Annotated in this window: 22 protein-coding genes and 1 pseudogene; 14 read left to right on the forward strand and 9 right to left on the reverse strand. The window is 65.8% G+C overall.

From position 1 onward, the window contains the following. Position 1 precedes the first annotated feature (1 nt). Positions 2-1,000, forward strand: a complete 999-nt coding sequence (pdxA, locus tag AB5I39_RS17030; RefSeq protein WP_404374221.1) for a 4-hydroxythreonine-4-phosphate dehydrogenase PdxA — start codon at positions 2-4, stop codon at positions 998-1,000. Next, positions 997-1,836: a 16S rRNA (adenine(1518)-N(6)/adenine(1519)-N(6))-dimethyltransferase RsmA gene (gene rsmA, locus AB5I39_RS17035; RefSeq protein ID WP_404369583.1), complete on the forward strand. Its 840-nt coding sequence runs from the start codon at positions 997-999 to the stop codon at positions 1,834-1,836. Before pdxA ends, rsmA begins: the two co-directional genes overlap by 4 nt. A 140-nt stretch (positions 1,837-1,976) precedes the next feature. Here rsmA and AB5I39_RS17040 read toward each other — a convergent pair whose 3' ends face one another. The 6 genes from AB5I39_RS17040 to AB5I39_RS17065 all read right to left on the reverse strand — a co-directional run bounded on the left by AB5I39_RS17040 (position 1,977) and on the right by AB5I39_RS17065 (position 7,955). Continuing rightward, positions 1,977-2,486 carry a tetratricopeptide repeat protein gene (locus AB5I39_RS17040; protein WP_404369585.1) on the reverse strand — a complete coding sequence of 170 codons (510 nt, stop codon included), beginning with the start codon at positions 2,484-2,486 and terminating at the stop codon, positions 1,977-1,979. Between the two features lie 34 nt (positions 2,487-2,520). Further along, on the reverse strand, positions 2,521-3,693 hold the full coding sequence (locus tag AB5I39_RS17045; RefSeq protein ID WP_404369586.1) for an RsmB/NOP family class I SAM-dependent RNA methyltransferase: 1,173 nt from the start codon (positions 3,691-3,693) through the stop codon (positions 2,521-2,523). Positions 3,694-3,732: 39 nt separating this feature from the next. Continuing rightward, the gene (gene guaB, locus AB5I39_RS17050; RefSeq protein WP_404369588.1) at positions 3,733-5,190 is read right to left on the reverse strand and encodes an IMP dehydrogenase; all 1,458 of its coding nucleotides are present in this window, start codon (positions 5,188-5,190) and stop codon (positions 3,733-3,735) included. A 282-nt stretch (positions 5,191-5,472) separates the two neighbouring features. Beyond that, a complete protein-coding gene (locus AB5I39_RS17055; protein WP_404369590.1) occupies positions 5,473-5,787 on the reverse strand; it encodes a hypothetical protein in 315 nt (104 codons plus the stop codon). 38 nt (positions 5,788-5,825) lie between these two features. Next, positions 5,826-6,293 (reverse strand): hypothetical protein, encoded by a 468-nt coding sequence (locus AB5I39_RS17060; protein ID WP_404369591.1) that lies wholly within the window; start codon positions 6,291-6,293, stop codon positions 5,826-5,828. 54 nt (positions 6,294-6,347) lie between these two features. After that, positions 6,348-7,955, reverse strand: coding sequence for a phosphoenolpyruvate carboxykinase (locus AB5I39_RS17065; protein ID WP_404369593.1), 1,608 nt, complete (start codon positions 7,953-7,955; stop codon positions 6,348-6,350). 169 nt (positions 7,956-8,124) lie between these two features. Here AB5I39_RS17065 and AB5I39_RS17070 point away from each other — a divergent pair, with 169 nt between their 5' ends. The 10 genes and pseudogenes from AB5I39_RS17070 (at position 8,125) to AB5I39_RS17115 (ending at position 15,242) form a co-directional block, all read left to right on the forward strand. Beyond that, on the forward strand, positions 8,125-8,832 hold the full coding sequence (locus AB5I39_RS17070) for a response regulator (protein WP_404369594.1): 708 nt from the start codon (positions 8,125-8,127) through the stop codon (positions 8,830-8,832). After that, entirely contained in the window at positions 8,801-10,405 is a 1,605-nt protein-coding gene (locus tag AB5I39_RS17075) for an ATP-binding protein (protein ID WP_404369595.1), read from the forward strand. The genes AB5I39_RS17070 and AB5I39_RS17075 overlap by 32 nt, the downstream gene beginning before the upstream one ends. Next, a complete protein-coding gene (locus tag AB5I39_RS17080) occupies positions 10,402-10,827 on the forward strand; it encodes an HPr kinase/phosphorylase (RefSeq protein WP_404369597.1) in 426 nt (141 codons plus the stop codon). The genes AB5I39_RS17075 and AB5I39_RS17080 overlap by 4 nt, the downstream gene beginning before the upstream one ends. After that, positions 10,824-11,778: pseudogene (gene rapZ / locus AB5I39_RS17085) on the forward strand (RNase adapter RapZ). Before AB5I39_RS17080 ends, rapZ begins: the two are co-directional and overlap by 4 nt. Before the next feature lie 13 nt (positions 11,779-11,791). Continuing rightward, entirely contained in the window at positions 11,792-12,199 is a 408-nt protein-coding gene (locus AB5I39_RS17090) for a PTS sugar transporter subunit IIA (protein ID WP_404369599.1), read from the forward strand. After that, entirely contained in the window at positions 12,199-12,471 is a 273-nt protein-coding gene (locus tag AB5I39_RS17095; protein ID WP_404369601.1) for an HPr family phosphocarrier protein, read from the forward strand. Before AB5I39_RS17090 ends, AB5I39_RS17095 begins: the two co-directional genes overlap by 1 nt. 4 nt (positions 12,472-12,475) lie before the next feature. Continuing rightward, positions 12,476-12,889 (forward strand): response regulator transcription factor, encoded by a 414-nt coding sequence (locus tag AB5I39_RS17100; RefSeq protein WP_404369602.1) that lies wholly within the window; start codon positions 12,476-12,478, stop codon positions 12,887-12,889. 110 nt (positions 12,890-12,999) lie between these two features. Further along, a complete protein-coding gene (locus AB5I39_RS17105) occupies positions 13,000-13,554 on the forward strand; it encodes a DUF4199 domain-containing protein (RefSeq protein WP_404369604.1) in 555 nt (184 codons plus the stop codon). Positions 13,555-13,566: 12 nt separating this feature from the next. Then, a complete protein-coding gene (locus AB5I39_RS17110; RefSeq protein ID WP_404369606.1) occupies positions 13,567-14,361 on the forward strand; it encodes a TrmH family RNA methyltransferase in 795 nt (264 codons plus the stop codon). Between the two features lie 47 nt (positions 14,362-14,408). Further along, positions 14,409-15,242, forward strand: coding sequence for an AIM24 family protein (locus AB5I39_RS17115; protein WP_404369608.1), 834 nt, complete (start codon positions 14,409-14,411; stop codon positions 15,240-15,242). A 12-nt stretch (positions 15,243-15,254) separates the two neighbouring features. Here the strand turns inward: AB5I39_RS17115 and AB5I39_RS17120 are convergent, their stop codons facing one another. From AB5I39_RS17120 to AB5I39_RS17130, 3 genes are all read right to left on the reverse strand, one after another. Next, positions 15,255-16,511, reverse strand: a complete 1,257-nt coding sequence (locus AB5I39_RS17120; RefSeq protein WP_404369610.1) for a hypothetical protein — start codon at positions 16,509-16,511, stop codon at positions 15,255-15,257. A gap of 129 nt (positions 16,512-16,640) precedes the next feature. Then, positions 16,641-17,357 (reverse strand): tetratricopeptide repeat protein, encoded by a 717-nt coding sequence (locus AB5I39_RS17125; RefSeq protein ID WP_404369612.1) that lies wholly within the window; start codon positions 17,355-17,357, stop codon positions 16,641-16,643. Then, positions 17,354-18,829 carry a DNA recombination protein RmuC gene (locus AB5I39_RS17130; protein ID WP_404369614.1) on the reverse strand — a complete coding sequence of 492 codons (1,476 nt, stop codon included), beginning with the start codon at positions 18,827-18,829 and terminating at the stop codon, positions 17,354-17,356. Before AB5I39_RS17130 ends, AB5I39_RS17125 begins: the two co-directional genes overlap by 4 nt. Positions 18,830-18,933: 104 nt before the next feature. Between AB5I39_RS17130 and AB5I39_RS17135 the strand changes: the two genes are divergently transcribed. Beyond that, positions 18,934-19,329: a four-helix bundle copper-binding protein gene (locus AB5I39_RS17135; RefSeq protein WP_404369616.1), complete on the forward strand. Its 396-nt coding sequence runs from the start codon at positions 18,934-18,936 to the stop codon at positions 19,327-19,329. A gap of 43 nt (positions 19,330-19,372) precedes the next feature. Beyond that, positions 19,373-21,034 carry a formate--tetrahydrofolate ligase gene (locus AB5I39_RS17140; protein WP_404369619.1) on the forward strand — a complete coding sequence of 554 codons (1,662 nt, stop codon included), beginning with the start codon at positions 19,373-19,375 and terminating at the stop codon, positions 21,032-21,034. Positions 21,035-21,154: the final 120 nt, after the last annotated feature.

The following is a 21,154-nucleotide window of genomic DNA, read 5'->3' on the forward strand; positions in this document are numbered from 1 at the left end:
CGTGACCGCGCCACTCGCCATATCGATGGGCGATCCGGCTGGGATCGGGCCGGAGATCATCGCCAAGGCCTGGGCGCGGCGCACGGAAGCGGGCTTACTGCCCTTTTTCGCGACCGGCGACGCGCGCGCGATCGCGGCGGTATGGGACGGGCCGGTCAGCGCGATCAGCCATCCCGAGGACGCCAGACGCGTGTTCGAGACCGCGCTGCCGGTGCTGACGGTGGAGGATGGCGGTGAGATCGTCCCCGGCGCGCCCGATGTCGAGGGCGCACGCTGCGCGCTCCGCGCACTTGAGCTGGCGGCGGGGCTTGCTCGGTCGGGCGCGGCCCGTGCGCTGGTGACCGGTCCGGTGTCGAAGGCGCAGCTCTACCAGATCGGCTTCAGCTACCCCGGCCAGACCGAATTCGTCGCCGAACGCTGCGGCATTGCGGGTGAGAATGCCGTGATGATGCTGGCCGCCCCCGATCTGCGCGTCGTGCCGATCACGACCCATGTGCCGCTCGCGTCGGTGAGCGCGCTATTGTCGGTCGAGCTGTTGGTCGCCAAGGGGCGCGCCACGGCACGCGGGCTGATCCGCAATTTCGGCGTCCTTGTGCCGCGCATTGCCTTTGCCGGGTTCAACCCGCACGCCGGCGAAAGCGGTGCGATCGGGCGCGAGGAGATCGACGTTATCGCACCGGCCGTCGCGCAGCTTCGCGCCGAGGGGATAGAGGCAAGCGGTCCGTTCGCTGCCGACACGATGTTTCATCCGCGCGCACGGGCGACTTATGATGCGGCGCTGTGCTGCTATCACGATCAGGCGCTGGTGCCGCTGAAGACGCTGTATTTCGACGACGGGGTCAACATCACGCTCGGCCTGCCGATCGTGCGTACCTCGCCCGATCACGGCACCGCCTTCGACATCGCCGGTAAGAACGTGGCCGAGCCCGGCGCTATGATCGCCGCGATCCGCATGGCGGGCGAAGCGGCCGAGCGCCGCGCCGCCGCAGGCAATTCGTGAGCGCGGCACCCGCACCGGCCACGCCTGACTTGCCCCCGCTGCGCGAAGTGATCGCGCGGCACGGCTTGAACGCAAGCAAGGCGCTGGGGCAGAATTTCCTGCTCGATGCGCAGTTGCTCGCGCGGATTGCGCGTATCCCCGGCAATCTGGCCGATGCCGAGGTGCTCGAAATTGGCCCTGGGCCGGGCGGCCTGACCCGCGCTCTGCTCGCCGCCGGTGCGCGTGTCACTGCGATCGAGCGCGACCATCGCTGCATCCCCGCCCTGGCCGAACTGGGCGAGGCCTTTCCCGGCAAGCTGAAGGTGATCGAGGGCGATGCACTGGAGATCGACGCCGCGCCCTTGTTTGAGAGCAAGCCGCATATCGCCTCCAACCTGCCCTACAACATCGGCACTGCCTTGCTGGTTCGCTGGCTGTCGGCGGAGTGGACGCCGTGGTGGCAAAGCCTGACGCTTATGTTTCAACGTGAGGTCGCCGAGCGGATCGTCGCGCCGACCGATGGCGAAGCGTACGGTCGGCTGGCGGTGCTGGCGCAGTGGCGATCGCGCGCGACGCTGGCGATGCCGGTGCATCGTTCGGCCTTCACGCCCCCGCCCAAGGTGATGTCAGCTGTCGTCCACATCGTGCCCGAGGAAGCACCCGAAGGCGTGCGGTTCGCGACGCTGGAACGGCTCACCGCCGCCGCGTTCGGACAGCGCCGCAAGATGCTGCGGCAAAGCTTGAAGGGCGTGAACGGTGCGTTGGAAGCGCTGGAGCGCGTGGGCATCGAGCCGACCCGCCGCGCCGAAACCGTCAGCGTGGCCGAGTTCGTCGCCCTCGGCCGCGCGTTGGGTTAGAGCGTGCATCCCATATTCCGTTCGCCCTGAGCCTGTCGAAGGGCTGCGTGCCACACATCCCGCATCTTGGGTGGCGCGCAGGGCTTCGACAGGCTCAGCCCGAACGGGGTTAGGACGGAGCCGGTCTCAGCCCCGCCCCCTCAATCCTTCTTCGGCACCGTCGTCGTCGGGATCGTCGCGGCTGCCGTGACGATCGGCGGGCCCTTGGCGATCGACGCCGACAGAGCGGCAACCTCCGGACAAGCGCGCTTGGCGCACACGGTCTTGATCCGCGCGAGATTGTCCTTCGCGCGTTGCACCGCACCCTTGGCGACCAGCGCCTCGCCCTGTCCGCGAAGTGCGGCCACGTCATTGGGATCGAGCGACAGCGCTTCGCGGTACAGCCGGATCGCCTTGCCCGGTAGCCCGCGTGTTTGCGCGACCTCGGCCAGCGAGACGAAGGCCTCGCGATTGCGCGGATCGACTGTAACCGCCGTCTCAAGAACATCGGTCGCCGCGTCGAGATTGCCGGTTGCCTGCAGCGCCTTGCCCTTCGCCAGCAACGCGAGCGAGCGCGCATCGACCGCCGGATCACCGCGTTGCCCCTGCACCGCAGTCCCGACGGTCAACAGCGTCAGCGCAGCGGCGACGGCGACGGACGTATAGCGCATGAGATACTCCAGTTTCGACACGGGCGTCAGGCTATCACGCGTGGTGCAGTCGCGCGACAAAAAAGCCGTCGGTCGCGTCATGCGCCGGGGTCAGGCGGATGCCGGGGCCGTGGGCGCGTCCCGCCGGCAGGTCGAGTGCCTGGGCCCGCCATCCGGGATTGGCGGCGAGGAAGGCGGCGACCTGACCCGCCCCTTCCTCATCCAGCAGCGAGCAGACGATATAGACCAGCGCCCCGCCAGGTCTGACCAGCGCCGCGCCGACTTCGAGCACCTTGCGCTGCGTCTCGACCAGTCGCTCGATCCGCTCGGGCGTGAGCCGCCAGCGCGCCTCCGGGTTGCGTCGCCACGTGCCAGTGCCCGAACAGGGCGCGTCGATCAGCACGGTGTCGGCACTGCCGGTCCAATCATCGAGCATTTCGAGTTCGCGACCCGGATTGAGGAGGCGGCTTTCAATGATACCCGCCCGCGCCCGTTCTGCGCGGGGCGCGAGCCGCGCGAGCCGGTTGCGATCGGTATCGGTTGCCAGCACCTCGCCCTGCCCCTCCATCACCGCCGCCAGCGCGAGCGTCTTGCCGCCCGCGCCCGCACACAGATCGACGATCCGCTGGCCGCGCTGGGCTTTGGCGGCGAGCGTCACGATCTGGCTCCCGGCGTCCTGCACTTCGATCGCACCGTGATTGTAAGCGGGCAGATTCTCGACATTGGTACCGGTCGGCAGGCGGAGCCCGTCAGGCAGGCCGGGGATCGGCTCGGCCCCGTCGATCTCGATCGGCTCGTCGATCATCCGGTTGATCCGCACATCGAGCGGGGCGCGGCCGATCAAGGCGGCGCACTCCGCCTCGTCGAGATCGGAACCGTACAGCCGATCGAGGATCCAGCGCGGCGCTATCCCGGTTGCGGCTGCGGCTTCTTTCGTGCCGATCGGCGCTGGGCCGTGGCCGATGCCGTCGAAGGTTGCGGCGAGGTCGGGATCGGTGGCGGCAACCGCGAGCATGGCGGCGCGGCCCGACGCGGGACGCTCGCCTACCGCGCGAATCGCGGCGTAGACGAGGTCGCGCACCGCGCGGCGGTCCTTCGACCCGGCATAGCGGCGCGTCGCGAAATAGCGGGCGATTAGCGTATCGGCGGCTGCGCCGGAATCGCGTGCGGCATCGATGATCTGATCGAGCAATTCGATCGCGGCCTGGGTTCTGGCGGAAGGGGTCATAGCGCGCTGCCCTAGCCGTTTCAGCCCGCGATGGGGAAATTATCTCGTGGGATAATTCGGTGCCTCGCGGGTGATGTCCACGTCATGCACATGGCTTTCCTTGAGCCCGGCACCGGTGATCTGCACGAACCGCGCGCGTTCCTGAAGCGCCTCGATCGTGGCCGATCCGGTATAGCCCATCGCGGCGCGGATGCCGCCGACCAGTTGGTGGATCACGTCCTTGGCCGGCCCCTTGAACGCCACCTGGCCCTCAATGCCTTCGGGCACCAGCTTCAACTGGTCCTTGATATCGCCCTGGAAGTAACGGTCCGCCGACCCGCGACCCATCGCCCCGACTGAGCCCATGCCACGATAAGACTTGTAAGCGCGGCCCTGGAACAGGAAGGTCTCGCCCGGCGCTTCCTCGGTCCCCGCGAGCAACGAACCGATCATGCACGCCGACGCACCCGCCGCGAGCGCCTTGGCGAGATCGCCCGAGGTGCGCAGGCCGCCGTCGGCGATGACCGGTACGCCCGCCTTCAAACCGATTTCTGCGCAGTCCATCACGGCGGTGAGCTGCGGTACGCCGACGCCCGCGACAACACGCGTCGTGCAGATCGAGCCCGGCCCAATGCCGACCTTGATCCCGTCCGCCCCCGCATCGATCAGCGCGCGGGTCGCCTCGGCAGTGGCGACGTTGCCGGCGATGACCTGCACCGAATTGCTGAGCTTCTTCACCCGCTCGACCGCGCGCGCCACGTCGCGATTGTGGCCGTGCGCGGTGTCGATCACGACCAGATCGAGCTCGGCATCGACCAAAGCCTCGGTCCGCGCAAAGCCCTTGTCGCCGACGGTGGTCGCCGCCGCGACGCGCAGACGGCCCGCGCCGTCCTTGGTCGCGTTGGGATAGGTCACCGCCTTTTCGATGTCCTTCACGGTGATCAGTCCGACGCAGCGATACGCCTCGTCGACGACGATCAGCTTTTCGATCCGGCGTTGGTGCAGCAAGCGGCGTGCTTCCTCCTTGCCGACCCCTGCGGAGACGGTCGCGAGGTTCTCATGCGTCATCAGCTCGGAGACCGGCTGATTGGGGTTCTCGGCGAAGCGCACGTCGCGGTTCGTGAGGATGCCGACGAGCTTGCCGTCCGCCTCGACCACCGGGATTCCGCTGATCCGGTTGCGCAACATCAGCGCTTGCGCCTCCGCCAGCGTGGCGGAGGGCGTGATCGTAATCGGGTTTACGACCATGCCGCTTTCGAAGCGCTTCACCGCACGGACGGCGGCAACCTGTTCGTCGATCTCGAGATTGCGGTGGAGCACGCCGATGCCGCCCAACTGCGCCATGACGATCGCCATGTCGGCCTCGGTCACGGTATCCATCGCCGAGGACAGGATCGGAATGTCGAGCGTGATCCCGCGCGTCACGCGCGTCGCGGTGTTGGTCTGGCTCGGCACGATATCGCTTTCCGCCGGGACCAGCAGAACATCGTCGAAAGTGAGGCCGAGGCGAATGTCCATGAGTGCCGTGTCCTGCTGGGAAGCAAGTCGTGGCGGTCCATGTAACCGCCGCCTCGGTTTGGCGCTAGGGGTGCGGCAGGCCCGCGTTGTGCAGTGCGAAAAGTGAGGGACAGATGCCTTTGCAACGCAGTGCGCCTTGGTATTTTTGGCGCTCATAAAGTCACAATATGGTCGCAACATCGCTGCGTTAAGGCGCTGGGCGCACTGCGACCACGGTCCATCCGACGTGATCGCAAGTGGGAGCGTCCTGCAGGTGGAACCCGCATGACGCTCCCGATCAAGTTACTTCTTGCCGAAGAAACTCTCTGCGAGGCCGCCGAGTTGACCCAGTACGCCATCCTGCTGGCCGAGCAGCGACGCGAAATTGCCGAGCGCCCCTTCGCCGCCGATATGCGCGACGATCTGCTGCAGCGTTTCCGCCGACAGGCCGGTACTGGCGGCTGCGGTGGTGACGGTGTCGGTCGGCGCGGTGTGCGCCTGAGCGAGCGCGCTGACCGCCAATTCGATCTGTTCGGGCGTCAGGCCGACTTTTGCGGCAAGGTTCGTTACGTCGACATTTTCAGTGACTTGAGCGAGCAGTCTTTCGAGCAATCCCATCGTCTAAATTCCCATACGGTGAACGTGCGGGTTTGAGGCTAGCACGCCGCGGGAAGGGGCGCGAGATCGGGCGGCACGAAACCGCGCCGCGCGGCGACCGAGAAGAGCAGGGCGCTGCTGTAGAAGCGGAGCGGCCAGTCGCGCTGTCCCGCGGGGGATTCGAGCAGCGCGTTGACGCTTCCCACGATCGGTTCGCTTGGATCGCGCGCCGCGAGATGCGCGCGGATGCCGGCGACGAAGGCGCGGGTGATCGTGTCGTGATAGCCGCCGGTATCATCGTTCACGCCGCCGACGGCTTTGTTATAGGTCGAGATGATCGTGGCGATTGTGGCGTCCACGTCGATATCGCGGCGGTCCCGCAACAGCCATGTCGTCGCAGCGAGGTGCGCTTCATGCGTCCAGTCGGCGCGGGGCAAGCTGCGGTCTAGCAGTCCCTCCCCGATGCGATGGATAGCGGCATCGTCTGGGAAAAGACGGGGTGCAGTCGGGGTTTCAGGGTCGGACATCGGACGGTTTCCTCGGGGTCGGTGTAGATGTGCCCGACCCCGAGCGAAACCGGGTCAGGCCGTTGCGTGAACCTTCGGCGCGGATTGCCGCACGCCCTCGTCGACATGGTCCGCGAATTGCGCGAAATTCTCGACGAACTGGTCGACCAGCTTCGCGGCGGTCGCATCGTACGCCGCCTTGTCAGCCCAGGTCTCGCGCGGGTCGAGGATGGTCGGGTCGACGCCCGGCACCGCCACCGGCACCTTGAAGCCGAAGTTCGGATCGGTGCGGAATTCTGCAGTCTTCAGGCTGCCGTCGAGCGCTGCATTGAGCAACGCGCGCGTATCCTTGATCGGCATCCGGCGGCCGACGCCATATTTGCCGCCGGTCCAGCCGGTGTTGACCAGCCAGCAATCGACGCCGCCCTTGGCGATCCGCTCCTTCAGCAGATTGCCATAGACCGACGGATGCCGCGCCATGAACGGCGCGCCGAAGCAGGTCGAGAAGGTCGCATCGGGTTCGGTCACGCCGATCTCGGTGCCCGCGACGCGCGCGGTGTATCCCGAGAGGAAGTGATACATCGCCTGCTCGGGCGTCAGCTTCGAGATCGGCGGCAGGATGCCGTAGGCGTCCGCCGTCAGGAAGATCATGTTGCGCGGGACCGGGCCCATATTGTGCTCGGACGCATTGGGAATGAAGTCGATCGGGTACGCGCCGCGGCTGTTCTCCGCGAGGCTCGCGTCATCAAGATCAAGCTGGCGCGTGACCGGGTCCATGACCACGTTTTCCAGGATGGTGCCGAAGCGCTTGGTCGTGGCGAAGATTTCCGGCTCGGCATCGGGCGACAGGCGGATCATCTTGGCATAGCAGCCGCCCTCGAAATTGAAGACCGCCGTGTCGGACCAGCCATGCTCGTCATCGCCGATCAGCGTGCGGCTGGCATCGGCGCTGAGCGTGGTCTTGCCGGTGCCCGAGAGGCCGAAGAACACGGCGGTGTCGCCGTCCGGGCCCATGTTGGCCGAGCAGTGCATCGGCATCACGCCCGTGGGCGGCAGCAGATAGTTAAGCAGGCTGAACACCGACTTCTTCATTTCGCCGGCATATTTGGTGCCGCCGATCAGGATCAGCCGATCGGTGAAATTGACCGCGATCACGGTTTCACTGCGGCAGCCGTGGCGCGCGGGGTCGGCGCGGAAGCTCGGCAAATCGATGATCGTGTAATCGGGCACGAAGCCGCGCAGTTCGGCCTCGGTCGGGCGCACCAGCATCGTGCGGATGAAGCTGTTGTGCCAGGCGAGCTCGTTGACGACGCGCACGTTGACGCGGTGCTCGGGCTGCGACCCGCCGAACAGATCCTGTACGAACAGGTCTTCCTTGTCCTTCAGCGCGGACAAAAAATCCGCCTTCAGGACAGCAAAATGCTCCGGCGACATCGCCTTGTTGGTCTTGCCCCACCACACCGTGCTCTCGGTTTCGGCATCGCGGACAATGAATTTGTCCTGCGCCGAACGGCCGGTATGGGCGCCGGTTTCGACGACGAGCGGGCCGTCGGCCGACAATTTGCCTTCACCGCGAGCGATCGCCGCCTGGATTAGGCGGGCGGTAACGAGATTCCAGTGCAGATTGGCGCGGGTTTCGATGCCTTGGGCTTCAAGGCCGGCGGTGGGAATGCGTTCACTCACGGCAAGATCTCTCCTGAATTGTCGCGCGGGTCGTTTGGGCCGCGCATACGTATGCTTCGCGCATATCGGGCGTCTGTCCCCCGGTCAAACCTCCTCGTTCAGCTTCCATTGAGCGTGCAGGCGTAATGGATTAGGCCGGAGTTACGAACGATAAGGATTGCCCCGGCCGATGACGGCAACGATCGCTTTGGTCGATGATGACCGCAACATTCTGACGTCTGTATCGATCGCGCTGCAGGCGGAGGGATTCGTCACGCGGCTCTATTCGGATGGTGAGACGGCACTGAAGGCGTTGATCGACAATCCGTCCGACATTGCGATTCTCGACATCAAGATGCCGCGGATGGACGGCCTGGAACTGCTGCGGCGCCTGCGCGAGAAGAGCATGATCCCGGTGATCTTCCTCACATCGAAAGACGATGAGCTCGACGAGGCGCTCGGACTGGCGATGGGCGCGGACGATTATATCGCGAAGCCGTTTTCGCAGCGTCTGCTGATCGCGCGAATCCGTGCGATCCTGCGCCGGACCGAGGTTTCGGCGGGCGGCGCCGGAGCGGACGAGGCGGCGGCCGATACCGAGTTGGTGCGCGGGCGGCTCGCAATGGATACCGCGCGGCACCGCGTCACGTGGAACGGTGCGACGGTCGTGCTGACGGTCACCGAATTCCTGATCCTGGAGACGCTGGCGCAACGCCCCGGCATCGTGAAGACCCGCAACCAGTTGATGGATGCGGCCTATCACGACGACATTTACGTCGACGACCGCACCATAGACAGCCACATCAAACGCGTCCGCCGCAAGTTCCGGCAGATCGACCCGGCATTCGATGCCATAGAGACGCTGTATGGAGCCGGGTATCAATTCTCCGAGGAGTGACGGAAGCGCCGACGTGATGGACCGCGGCGACGAGGACGCCCGCGCGCTGTCGCTGCGGTGGTCGGCTCGCGTATCGCTGACGCCGCGCATTCTGTTCGTAAACGTGTTCGCGCTGGGTCTGCTGGCGGGCGGGTTCTTCTATCTCGATTCGTATCGCAGCCGGATCGTCGACGGGCGGGTGACACAATCGATTCGCGAGGCGCGGTTAATTGCCGAATCGCTCGCATCGGTATCCGAGCGGCAACGCCCCGACCTTGCGCTGCGGCTGGCGAAGGACACTGGGGCAAGGGTCCGCGTGTACGATCCGGCGGGCAAGCCTGTAATCGACACGCGTCGGCTGGGCCTGCGCAACGTCGTGCTGCAGGATCCCGACAAGCAGGATTGGCGGCAGTCCTCCGCCCGCTTCCTCGACGCGGTGATCGATACCGTCGTGGGGACCCCGCGTGGACCGCTGTATCGTGAACATTTCGAGGGGCATGACTGGCCCGACGTCCGCGAAGCGCGCGACACCCCGACCGTCGCGGCGACCGTGTGGCGCGCCCCCGACCGTACGCCGGTGATCACCGCCGCCGCCCCGTTTCGCGGCGGCGGGGTGGTGATGACGACGATCAACGCACGCGAGATCACGCAAACGGTGCGACTGGAACGCTTCCGGTTGGGCGTGGTGCTGCTCGTCGTATCGATGGCATCGGTGCTGCTGTCATTGTTCCTGGCGCGCACGATCGTGAGGCCGCTGCGCAAGCTGGCGCGGGCAGCGGTGCGAGTGCGCGTCGGCCGGGCGCGCGAAGTGGTCGTGCCGCGCTTGCCCGAACGGCGCGACGAAATCGGGATGCTGGCGCGGGCGCTGTCCGATATGAGTTTGGCGCTGCGCGCGCGGATCGACGCGATCGAGGCGTTTGCCGCGGATGTCACCCATGAGATGAAGAACCCCCTCGCCTCGCTGCGGTCGGCGGTCGAGGGGATGACGACGGTCAAGGACCCCGAACTCCAGGCTCGCCTCCTCGCGATCGTGCGCGATGATGTGCAGCGGCTCGACCGGCTGATTACCGACATTGCCGAGGCATCGCGCCTCGACGCCCAGCTGAGCCGCACCAAGTTCGAACCGGTCGACCTCGGCGCGATGATCGCTGCACTGATCGAGAGCCGCGAGGCGCGTGGCGTCGAGCGCGGGGTACGGCTGCAGTTCTTACGGCGCACCGAGCTGCCGCTGATCGTGGCAGGCGAAGGTGCGCGGTTGGAGCGGGTGGTCGAAAATCTGATCGAGAACGCGATTTCCTTCTCGCCCGATGACGGCCTGATCGTGCTGAGTGCGACGCGCGAGCACGACATCGTGTCTGTGGCGATCGAAGATCAGGGACCGGGTGTCCCGCACGATGCACGCGAGCAAGTGTTCCGGCGCTTCCAGTCGTTGCGCCCGGAGGGTGAAGCGTTCGGCAAGCATTCGGGCCTGGGCCTCGCCATCGCGCGGACGATCGTGGAGGCACACCAGGGGACCATCTTCGCGGCAGGTCGCACGGACGGTGCCGAGGGCGCGCGCTTCGTGATCCGCATGCCAACCGGAGATCTGCGGTGACGGCGGTGCGTCTGCACGCGACTTCGGTCGCGATCGATGGCCGCGCGGTGCTGCTCACCGGACCGTCGGGCGCAGGCAAATCGGACCTTGCGCTGCGCCTGATCGATCGGGGGGCCGTGCTGATCAGCGACGATCAGACCGAAGTGCGCGTGGAGGACGGCAATCTGATCGCGGTCGCCCCGGTGACGATCGCGGGCAAGATCGAGGTGCGCGGACTGGGTATTGTGGAGGTCGCCGCGGTTGGCGACGTGGCGATTGCGCTCGTCGTTATACTGGGTGAACCGGTCGAGCGGATGCCGCCGGAGAACGTCACCCGCATCGTCGCGGGCATCGCCCTGCCCGCTGTGGCGCTCGACGCCTTTGAAGTCTCTGCGCCGATCAAGGTGGAATTGGCGCTCCGGGGCGCTACAACGGGATCATGAAGCGCGACCCTAAAGACATCCTGCTGGTTACCGGCATGTCCGGCGCGGGCAAGTCGACCGTGCTGCGCACGCTCGAGGATCTCGGCTGGGAGGTGGTCGACAATCTCCCGCTGCTGCTGCTCGACCGGCTGTTGAGCGCGCCGCTGCCGGAGGGGGCAGCGCACGCCACCCAACCGCTGGCACTCGGAATCGGTGCGCGTACCCGCGATTTCGATCCCGACCGCATCGTGCAGCGGATCAAGCAGTTGCGCGAGCAGCACGGGCACGACGTCGGCACGCTGTTCCTTGATTGCGCGGGCGGCGAATTGGAGCGGCGCTATTCAGAGACGCGGCGGCGGCATCCGCTCGCGCTCGACCGGCCCGCGGCCGACGGGATCGCGCGCGAACGCGAATTGCTGAGCCCGCTGCGACGCTGGGCGAACCGGCTGATCGATACGACCGACCTGACCGCGAACGAACTGGCGCAGCAGATTCGTGCGACCTTTTCGGGCGAGGGGCTGGGCAAGCCGACGCTTTCGGTAAACTCGTTCGGTTTTTCACGCGGCGTTCCGCGCAATGCCGACCTGGTGTTCGACATGCGGTTCCTCCGCAATCCGCATTGGGTGCCTGAATTGCGGCCCGGCACCGGGCTCGACGCCGATGTTTCCGCCTATATCGCGGGCGACCCCGCTTATGACGCGGCGGTCGGGCAGATCGAAGTCGCTGCTTTTGCTGTTGCTCCCGCGCTACCGGGCGGAGGGAAAATCCTATGTCACGATCGCGTTCGGCTGTACCGGGGGGAGACATCGTTCGGTGCATGTCACGGAACGCGTCGCAGCGCGGTTGCGCGACGCGGGATTTTCCCCCACGGTCGCGCACCGCGATCTCGCCGCCGCACCCCAGGACTCGCTGGAGGGGGTGCAGGACGGGACAACCAACAAGACAGATGACGATGGGGCGCAAGCTACATGATGTGGGCCAAACGATGATCGGGCTGGTTCTCGTGACGCATGGTCGATTGGCCGACGAGTTCGTTACCGCGATGGAGCATGTCGTCGGCAAGCAGGACGCGGTGGCGACGGTCAATATCGGCCCAGAGGATGATATGGAGGCGCGTCGCAACGACATTGCCGCCGCGATTGCACAGGTCGACGGCGGGCGCGGCGTGATCCTGCTGACGGATCTGTTTGGCGGCACGCCCTCCAATCTGGCGATTTCGCTGATGGAGCGCGGGCGGATCGAGGTGATTGCGGGCATCAACTTGCCGATGCTTATCCGGCTCGAGTCGGCGCGGAAGAAGATGAAGATCGTCGATGCCGTGGCCGCGGCGCGTGAGGCGGGGCGGAAATATATTTCGGTCGCCTCCGAAGTGCTGGGCGAGGCGGCGGCCTGATGTCGGTCTCCCGCGCCGTGCAGATCACGAACAAGCGCGGGCTGCACGCGCGCGCCAGCGCCAAATTCGTCACCCTCGCGGCCACGCAACCGTGTGAAGTGCAGGTCGAGAAAGACGGCGCGGGCTCGGTGACGGGCACGTCGATCATGGGTCTGATGATGCTGGGCGCGGCGATGGGCGACACGATCACCATCTCCGCCCAAGGCGAACATGCGGAAGCGGTGGTGGGAGCGCTGTCGGCGTTGGTCGAGGCGAAATTCGGGGAAGATTGACCCGATGTTGCGTCGCGCACTGCTCTACGGACTGGTGCTGGCGGCAAGCGCGCTCGTGCTGCAATGGCTCGATTACCGGCGGTTGGTGCTGACGCGCACCGACGATATCTATCTCCTCGTGGTCGCGCTGGGCTTTCTGGGCGCCGGAGTGTTCATCGGCGCGCGCGTGATCGGGCGGACGCCGCCCCTCCCCTTTGACGGCAACCCGCAGGCGGTGGTCGCGCTCGGCATTTCGCCGCGTGAGTTGTGCGTGCTGGAGGCGCTGGCAGCGGGGCAATCGAACAAGGAGATCGCGCGCACGCTGCAGGTTTCCCCCAACACCGTCAAAACGCACGTGGCGCGGCTGTTCGAAAAGCTCGACGCGAATCGGCGGACCGAGGCGATCAACAAGGCCCGCACCCTGGGCATCGTGCGGTGAAGCTGGCGTGCCGATCGGGGGAAATCGGTCAAATCACCCCTTTGGGTGATTGTGGCACACGGCAAACACCGGCTGGTTCGAGCGGTTAATCCGCATTGGGGAGCGAATCGATGGTACGGAAAATCCTGGGTCATGGCGCGACGGCGGGGCTGATCGCGGGCGGCGCGGTCTCGCTGACGGCGCTTGGCGTCGGCGACCACAGCATCGGCGGCTTGGGGATGGCGCTCGGCTATCTCATCATGCTGGTCGCGCTCAGCACGATCTTCGTCGCGATCAAGCGGCAGCGGGACGTGGTGGGCGGCGGAGTGATCCGGTTCTGGCCGGCGTTCGGGCTGGGCGCGGCGATCTCGGTTGTCGCCAGCCTGATCTACGCCTTGTGCTGGGATGCGGCGCTGGCGATCGGCCACATCCGCTTCGGCCACAGTTATGCGGCCAGCGCGATCGCCCAGGCCAAGGCGCGCGGCATGGCGCCCGATGCGTTCGCCAAGCTGACGGCGGAGATGACTAGCTTCGCCGAGCAATATGATGGCAGCATCCTGTACCGGCTGCCGATGTCGATGATGGAAATCCTGCCGGTTGGGCTGCTGGTGTCGCTGATTTCGGCCCTGCTGCTGTGGAAAGGGCTGTTCCGGCCAGTTCGGGCTTCCGGCGCGGCCCCAGCCTAGCTATCACGCGCCATGCCGCGCGAAATCACCGCTTATTCCAACCCGCTGATCAAGCGTATCCGTTCCCTGCGCGAGAAGCGGCACCGCCGTGAGGAAGGTCTGTTCCTCGCGGAGGGCCTTCGCATCCTGACCGAGGCACGCGAGGCAGGGCGGATTCCGGAATTTCTGTTCTTCGCGCGCGACAGTGCGGCGCATCCGCTGGTGCAGGCGCTGGTCGCGGCGGTCGAAGCGGCGGGCGGCGAGGTGATCGAGACGGTACCCGACATCCTGTCCAAGCTGTCGGGCAAGGACAATCCGCAGGCGGTGGTGGGCGTGTTCGCCGAATTTACGCGGACGCTCGAGAGTCTCGATCGGAACAGCGCCGGCATCTGGCTGGTGGCCGAGCGGCTGCGCGATCCCGGCAATCTCGGCACGATCCTTCGCACCGGCGATGCGGTTGGCGCGGGCGGATTGATCCTGATCGGCGAATGCGTCGATCCCTTCTCGGTGGAGGCGGTGCGCGCGAGCATGGGGGCGCTCTTCACGGTGCCGGTGGTGCAGTGCGACTGGGCGGAGTTCCTCGCATGGCTGCGCGGCGGGCGGGGACAATTGGTCGGGCTGAGCCTGGATACCGACACCAATTACCGCGCCGCGACCTATGCCGCGCCGACCTTTCTGCTGACCGGCAATGAAGCGCAGGGGATGCCCGATGCCTATGCCGCCGAGTGCGATCTGCTCGTGAAGATCCCGATGCTGGGCAAGGCCGACAGCCTAAATGCAGCGGTGGCGACGGCGGTGATGGCGTATGAAGTGCTTGGGCGCGGGTAGCACTTTGGGATATCGTCGCCGCGCATAAACCAGCCGTGGAGAGACACATGCCCCCGCAAAGCCCCTGGCAGCATAGCCGCAGCGCCGGCGTTGCCGACGACGTCGATTTCGAGATCAAGGGCCAGGAACTGCAATTCGTCGAGATCGAGCTCGATCCCGGCGAGAGCGCGGTGGCTGAGGCTGGTGCATTCGTGTGGAAGGATGCCAGCATCGGTATGACCACCGTGTTCGGCGACGGCAGCGGGGGCCAAGACGGCGGTTTCATGGGCAAGTTGCTTGGCGCTGGGAAACGGCTCGTCACCGGCGAGAGCCTGTTCACCACCGTCTTCACGCATAACGGCAGCGGCAAGGCGCGCGTTGCCTTTGCCGCGCCGACGCCGGGGGCGATCCTGCCGCTCAAGCTTGGCGATTATGGCGGGACGTTGATCTGCCAGAAGGACGCCTTCCTCGCGGCAGCAAAGGGCGTGTCGATCGGCATCCAGTTTCAGCGTCGCGTGATGACCGGGCTGTTCGGCGGCGAAGGCTTTATCATGCAGCGGCTCGACGGCGATGGATGGGTGTTCGTGCAGATGGGCGGCACCGTGGTCGAACGCGAGTTGAAGGCGGGTGAGGAGTTGCACGTCGATACCGGCTGCCTTGCCGCTTACACCCCGAGCGTGGACTTCGATCTGGTCTCGGCGGGGGGCGTGCGCAGCATGGTGTTCGGTGGCGAAGGGGTGTTTTTCGCACGTCTGCGCGGGCCGGGGCATGTGTGGATCCAGTCGCTGCCCTTCGCGCGTCTCGCGGGACGGATTATCTCCACCGCGGGCGGCGCGGGGCAGAATCGTGGCGAGGGATCTGTGCTCGGCGGGTTGGGCGATCTGATTGGCGGCAATCGCTAACCCACGCGGACGTCACTGCGCGCCGAGCAGCACCGATGGCGTGAGTTCGGGGGCGACTACCAGCATATCGTAGGCATTGGTCATCCGCTTCCACGCTGCGGGCATTCCCGTTGGCGGCTTCGCGCGCAGCGGTCGCAGATCGACGAGCATCCACTGCCCGCTCGCCCCGGCGGCATCGCGGAGCGCCAGCGCATCCTTGAGCCAGGCATAGTCGGCATCCTCGGCCATCACGAACGGCTCGGTCCGCGCCGGTCGGCCGACTCCGCCGTAGAGCGCGTGCACGCCCTTCGCGCCGTACACCGCGATGTGCAGCGAAGTAGCCCCCTCCGCGTCGGCGCGTTCGGCGACGAAATTGCCGACATCTCGTTGACCGAGCGCATTGATGCCTTTGGCCATGTGGACGTCACCGAACTTGAAGAGCAGCCGCGGGGAGCCCGGCCGCTTCGCCAAGTAGCGCATCAAGGTCCGCTTCATCAGCCGCGCGCGCTGGCCGTAGGACGCGAAGCCGTCGGTGTTCTGTCCGCGGTAGATCGCACGTGTTTCCGCCAACCCGTCGAAGAGCTCGGTGACGCGGCGACCACCGTCGCGCGCGATCGCTTTCGCGGCATCGGCCATCTGCTGGTCGGACACGTGGAAGAGGAAGAGGTCGCCCGGCGACCCTGACTGCAACGCCTTTGCAGTGGCGGCGCGATCGGATGCGGCGAGCTTCAAGATCGCGGTGCGGGCGACTGGCCCCGGCTTTGCGGCCAATATCTGTTCGAACAGATAGCCCGGCGCGCCGAAGAACTCCTGATCGAGCCCCCAGATCTGGAAACGCGGACCGGCCGCCCGCGCGCACTCTGCCGCCATCGCGCTTTCATCCGCGCCGTTCTGGAAGGCGAAGGCATCGGGATGGCTCTTGGCAAAAGCGGCGATGCGGCTAGCCCGGTCCGGGCGGCGCAGCGCGGCGTTGACCACGACCGCCGCCTCGGGGCCGATCTCGACCGCGAAGGCATCGAACCCGCCGGGAGCCATCAGGCGGCAGACGCCAGTGCTGAACAGCGGGATCTCGCGGGAGAGGTGATCCTCACCGATCAAGACGTAGCGCAATTCCGACAGCGCCTTGGCGAGGACCGCCGCGCCCGCCCCATGCAACCCGGCGGCATCGACGGTCAGGCTCGTACGTGCCGCATCGAGGCGCGTCGTGAAATCCGGCTGCGGCTTGGCCGTCTGTGCGCCCGCGCCCGACGCGATCAGCGCCGCCGCGAGCGCCATTCCAATCCTGCGCACTGATTGTCCCCCTGCCATCGAGCAGGTGCATTGCCGATGCAATACGGTTGGTCAAGCGTTGGAAGGCGCAAGTCTCGGTCGGTCACCCGATTTTTCTTGTTCAGAAAGACTTGTAGTCATTTCAACGACCTATTTGCCCCGATGCTGCTTGATGTATCCAAGTTCACCAAGTGATTTTGGCTCGCCGGGGATGGCCTTGAGACATTTACGGTAGGCCCGTTCTGCTTCATCCCATTTGCCTAGCTCGACCAGGACGTAGCCCTGACCGCGCAACGCGATGCACTGCCGGGTCGGTACGTCGCTTTTGTCGGCGAGCGTCGCGCTGCTCTCAGCGCTTTCATAAGCAGCAAGGGAAGCGGCCCAGTTTTTCTGCAGGCGATAGGTGTTGCCCAATTCGCTGAAATACTGCGAATGCAGTGGCGCGAGCACGGTCAGGCGTTGGAAGATCGCTTGCGCCGCATCCACTCTGTCCAGGTCGACCAGCGAGAACGCCTTGAGGAACAGGGCTTCGCACAATGTGGGCGCAATCGCGATCGCGTCCTGCTTACCTGCGGCGGCTTGCGCCATATAAGCGAGCGTCTCGGTCTGAGCCATGCCGCAATAGACCTTGCGCTTTTCGCTGGCGAGATCGCGTTCGATCCGGGTGATGACGGGATCGAGCAGATTAACCGCCTTTTGCGGATTGCTCGCCTTAATCTCGGCTACCGCCGCCGCCAACGCGTCGTTGTCCGACGGCGCATCCGGCTTTGCAACCGAGCTTGCTTGCTGTGCTGCTGCGGCGACGGGCGCAAACGCCATACCCCAGGCGAGCACCGCAGCCACCAAGGATCGCACCACTCGGATCATGCCGATTCCCCCGTTTCCGCCATGTCGCTACGCGCTTCGATCATTGGCGCTGCCTCGCCGTACCGCGCCAACGCCTCGACCGGTGGCACGTCGTCGATCTCGCGCGCGCCGGTTTCGATGTTGAGATCACGGAACTTGCGTGCCGTTACCAGCGCGCGGCTCTCAAAGGAGGAGACGAAGGCGTTGTAATTGTTGACCGCGCTGGTCAGCCCGCTGCCGACCTTGCGTAGATCGCCCGCTGCCTTTGCGAGCCGATCGTACAATTCCTTCCCCAACTCGCCGATCTGCCGCGCTTCCTTCGCAAGCCGCTCCTGCCTCCAGACCGAGGCGACGGTGCGGGCGATCGCCACCAGATTGGTCGGCGTCGCCAGCAGCACGCGCTTGTCGAAGGCGTAGTTCCATAGCTCGTTATCATGCTCGAGCGCGGCGGCGAGGAAATGTTCGCCGGGGACGAACATGATGACGTAGTCCGGCGCATCGGCGAACTGGCTCCAATAGGCCTTGTTGCCCAAACCGTTGATATGCGCGCGCATCGATGCGGCGTGCGCGGCGAGGCCGACCGCGCGCTCGCTTTCGTCGACCGCGCCGAACGCGTCCTGATAGGCGTTCAGCGACACCTTGGCGTCGATAATCAGGCTGCGTCCGCCGGGGATCGTTATGATCGCGTCGGGGCGCAGCCGCCCGCCCTCGTCGCCGCCCGATACCGACACTTCGGTCTGGAAGTCGGTATGTTCGGCCAGGCCGCAGCTTTCGAGCACGTTCTTGAGCTGCTGCTCGCCCCAGCGGCCGCGCGATTTTGGCGCGTTGCGGAGCGAATTGACTAGCTTTGCCGCCTCGCTCGAGACCTTTTCCTGGCCGATGCGCATCGCCTCGATCTGGCCCTTCAGTTCGCTGAACGCGCCCTTTCGCTCGCTTTCGACGGCGGTGACGGCTTGCTCATATTTGAGCAGACGATCGCTGACGGGCTGGAGCATCGATTTGAGGTTCTGGCCTGCGGTTTCCTCCGACTGCCGGAAGCGTTCGTCGGCTCGTTTCAGGAAATTTTCCTGCGCCTCACTGAGCAATTTGTTCGAGACTTCGGCGAATTGCGTGGCGAGCAATTCCTTGGCGTGAAGAAGTTCGGCGATCCGCGCCTCATGCGTTTCGCGGACCATCTTAAGGCGCGCCTCATCGGCATCGCGCATTTCGGCGAGACGCGCTTCGAAGCCCGAGGCGTGGGTGCGCAGCTCGATATTTTCCAATCGCGCGACATCGCGTTCGTCGCGGATGCTGGCGAGTTCATAGCGCAACTGCTCGGCGGCCTTGGCGCGTTCTTCGGCGGCGGCGAGATCGGTAATCGCGCGCTTGAAATCCGCTTCGCGCGCGGCAGCCTCAGCGCGCGCTTGCGCCACCGGCCGCGCGCCCAGCCAATAGCCGAGCAGCAACCCCGCCAGCACCGCCACCACCACGCCGATCACCAGCATCACATCCATCACACGCTCCCCGGAACAGAGCGCGAACCTAACCGCGGCGGTCAAGAGCGACAAGCGGAACCTGAGCTTGTCACGCCACGTTGAGGCGGAAAGGAGCCGAACCCATGTCCATCGCGAAGATGATCGCCGCACACCCGGATGTTGCCGGAAATCTCAACGAACCGCTCGCGCTTGTCGTCAAGCACATGATGTATTGCGCCGCGATCTGCACCAGTTGCGCCGATGCCTGCGCGGCGGAAGAGGTGGACGCGATGCGGCGTCAATGCATCCGCGTTTGTGCCGATTGCGCGGACGTGTGCGACGCCGCCTTCAAGCTGGCGACGCGGCGCACCGGCAGTAACGAGGCGCTGCTCCAGACGATGCTGCGGACTTGCATCGAAGCGTGCATAATCTGCGCCGACCATTGCGCGATGCATGAGGATGACCATTGCCGCCGCTGCGCCGAGATGTGCCGCGAATGCGCGGCGGATTGCGAAAAGGCGCTCGCCACCTTCCAATAACCGCCGCTTTGCGGATGGCGCGGGGCGCGGTACGGATGGCGTCATGCTGACCGATATCGAAATCTCCCGCGCCGCCACATTGCAACCGATCGGCGCGATTGCCGACCGTGCGGGGATTCCGCCCGAAGCGGTCGAGTCCTACGGGCATTTCAAGGCGAAGATCGACCTTGCGGCCCTCACCGCGCCCGTTGATCAGGGCAAGCTGATCCTCGTCACTGCGATCAACCCGACGCCCGCAGGCGAAGGAAAATCGACCACCTCGGTTGGGCTAGCCGACGCGCTCAACCGCACCGGGCGCAAGACGATGCTAGCCCTGCGCGAACCGAGCCTCGGGCCGTGTTTCGGCACCAAGGGCGGGGCGACCGGCGGCGGTCATGCGCAAGTGGTGCCGATGGAGGACATCAACCTCCATTTTACCGGCGATTTCCACGCGATCACCAGCGCGCACAATCTGCTCGCGGCGATGATCGACAACCATGTCCATTGGGGCAATGCGCTCGACATCGACGTGCGGCGGATCGTGTGGCGGCGCGTGCTCGACATGAACGACCGCGCTTTGCGGGATATCGCGCAGTCGCTGGGTGGCCCGGCGAACGGCTTTCCCCGCGAGAGCGGGTTCGACATCACCGTTGCCTCGGAGGTGATGGCGATCCTGTGCCTAGCGACCGATCTGCACGATCTGGAGGCGCGGCTTGGGCGGATCGTCGTTGCTTACACCCGCGACAAACGCCCCGTAACGGCGCGCGACCTCAAGGCCGATGGCGCGATGGCGGTGTTGCTGGCGCAGGCGCTCAAGCCGAATCTGGTGCAGACGCTCGAGGGTACGCCCGCGTTCGTGCATGGCGGGCCGTTCGCCAATATTGCCCATGGCTGCAATTCGGTGATCGCGACGCGCGCCGCCTTGGGGCTGGCGGATTATGTCGTGACCGAGGCCGGGTTCGGTGCGGATCTGGGCGCGGAGAAGTTCTTCGACATCAAATGCCGCCAGGCCGGGTTGAAGCCCGCCGCTGCGGTGATCGTCGCGACGGTGCGCGCGCTGAAGATGAACGGTGGGGTGGCCAAGGCCGACCTCGCCACGCCCGATTATGAGGCGGTGCGGCGTGGTGGCGTCAATCTGGCCCGGCATATCGAAAATGTGCGGGGCTTTGGCGTGGGCGTGGTGGTGGCGATCAACCGCTTCGACGGCGATACGGCGGAGGAAGTCACCGTGATTCGTGAGATTGCCACCGCACAAGGGTGCGAGGCGGTGTTGTGCTCGCATTGGGCCGATGGCGGCGCGGGCGCGGTGGAGCTGGCGGATAAGGTCGCGGCGCTGGCCGAGCATCCGTCGCATTTCGCGCCGCTCTATGCCGATGATCTGCCGCTGTTCGACAAGATCAACACCGTCGCGACGCGCATCTATCGCGCCGAGGAGGCGGTGGCCGATCCCTCGGTGCTGGCGCAGCTCGCGCGTTTCGAGGCGGCGGGGTTCGGGCATTTGCCGGTGTGCATGGCGAAGACGCAGTACAGCTTCTCGACCGACCCGGCCAAGCTCGGCGCACCGACCGGCCATGTCGTGCCGGTGCGCGAGGTGCGGCTGAGCGCGGGTGCGGGGTTCGTGGTGGCGATCTGTGGGGAGATCATGACGATGCCGGGGCTGCCACGCGTGCCTGCGGCGGAGGGGATACGGTTTGGGGCTGGTGGGGAGATCGAGGGGTTGTTTTAGGTTTCGCGCAAAGTGGTACTTTGCGCGAGTTGAGTGAATGCAACGCCGCTTTCGTCACCCCGGCCTTGTGCCGGGGTCCACCGGGCTGCGATGACAAGCCCAGGAACTCTACCGTGCACC

It is taken from the genome of Sphingomonas sp. MMS24-J45 (genome assembly GCF_044881195.1).
GTDB lineage: Bacteria > Pseudomonadota > Alphaproteobacteria > Sphingomonadales > Sphingomonadaceae > Sphingomonas.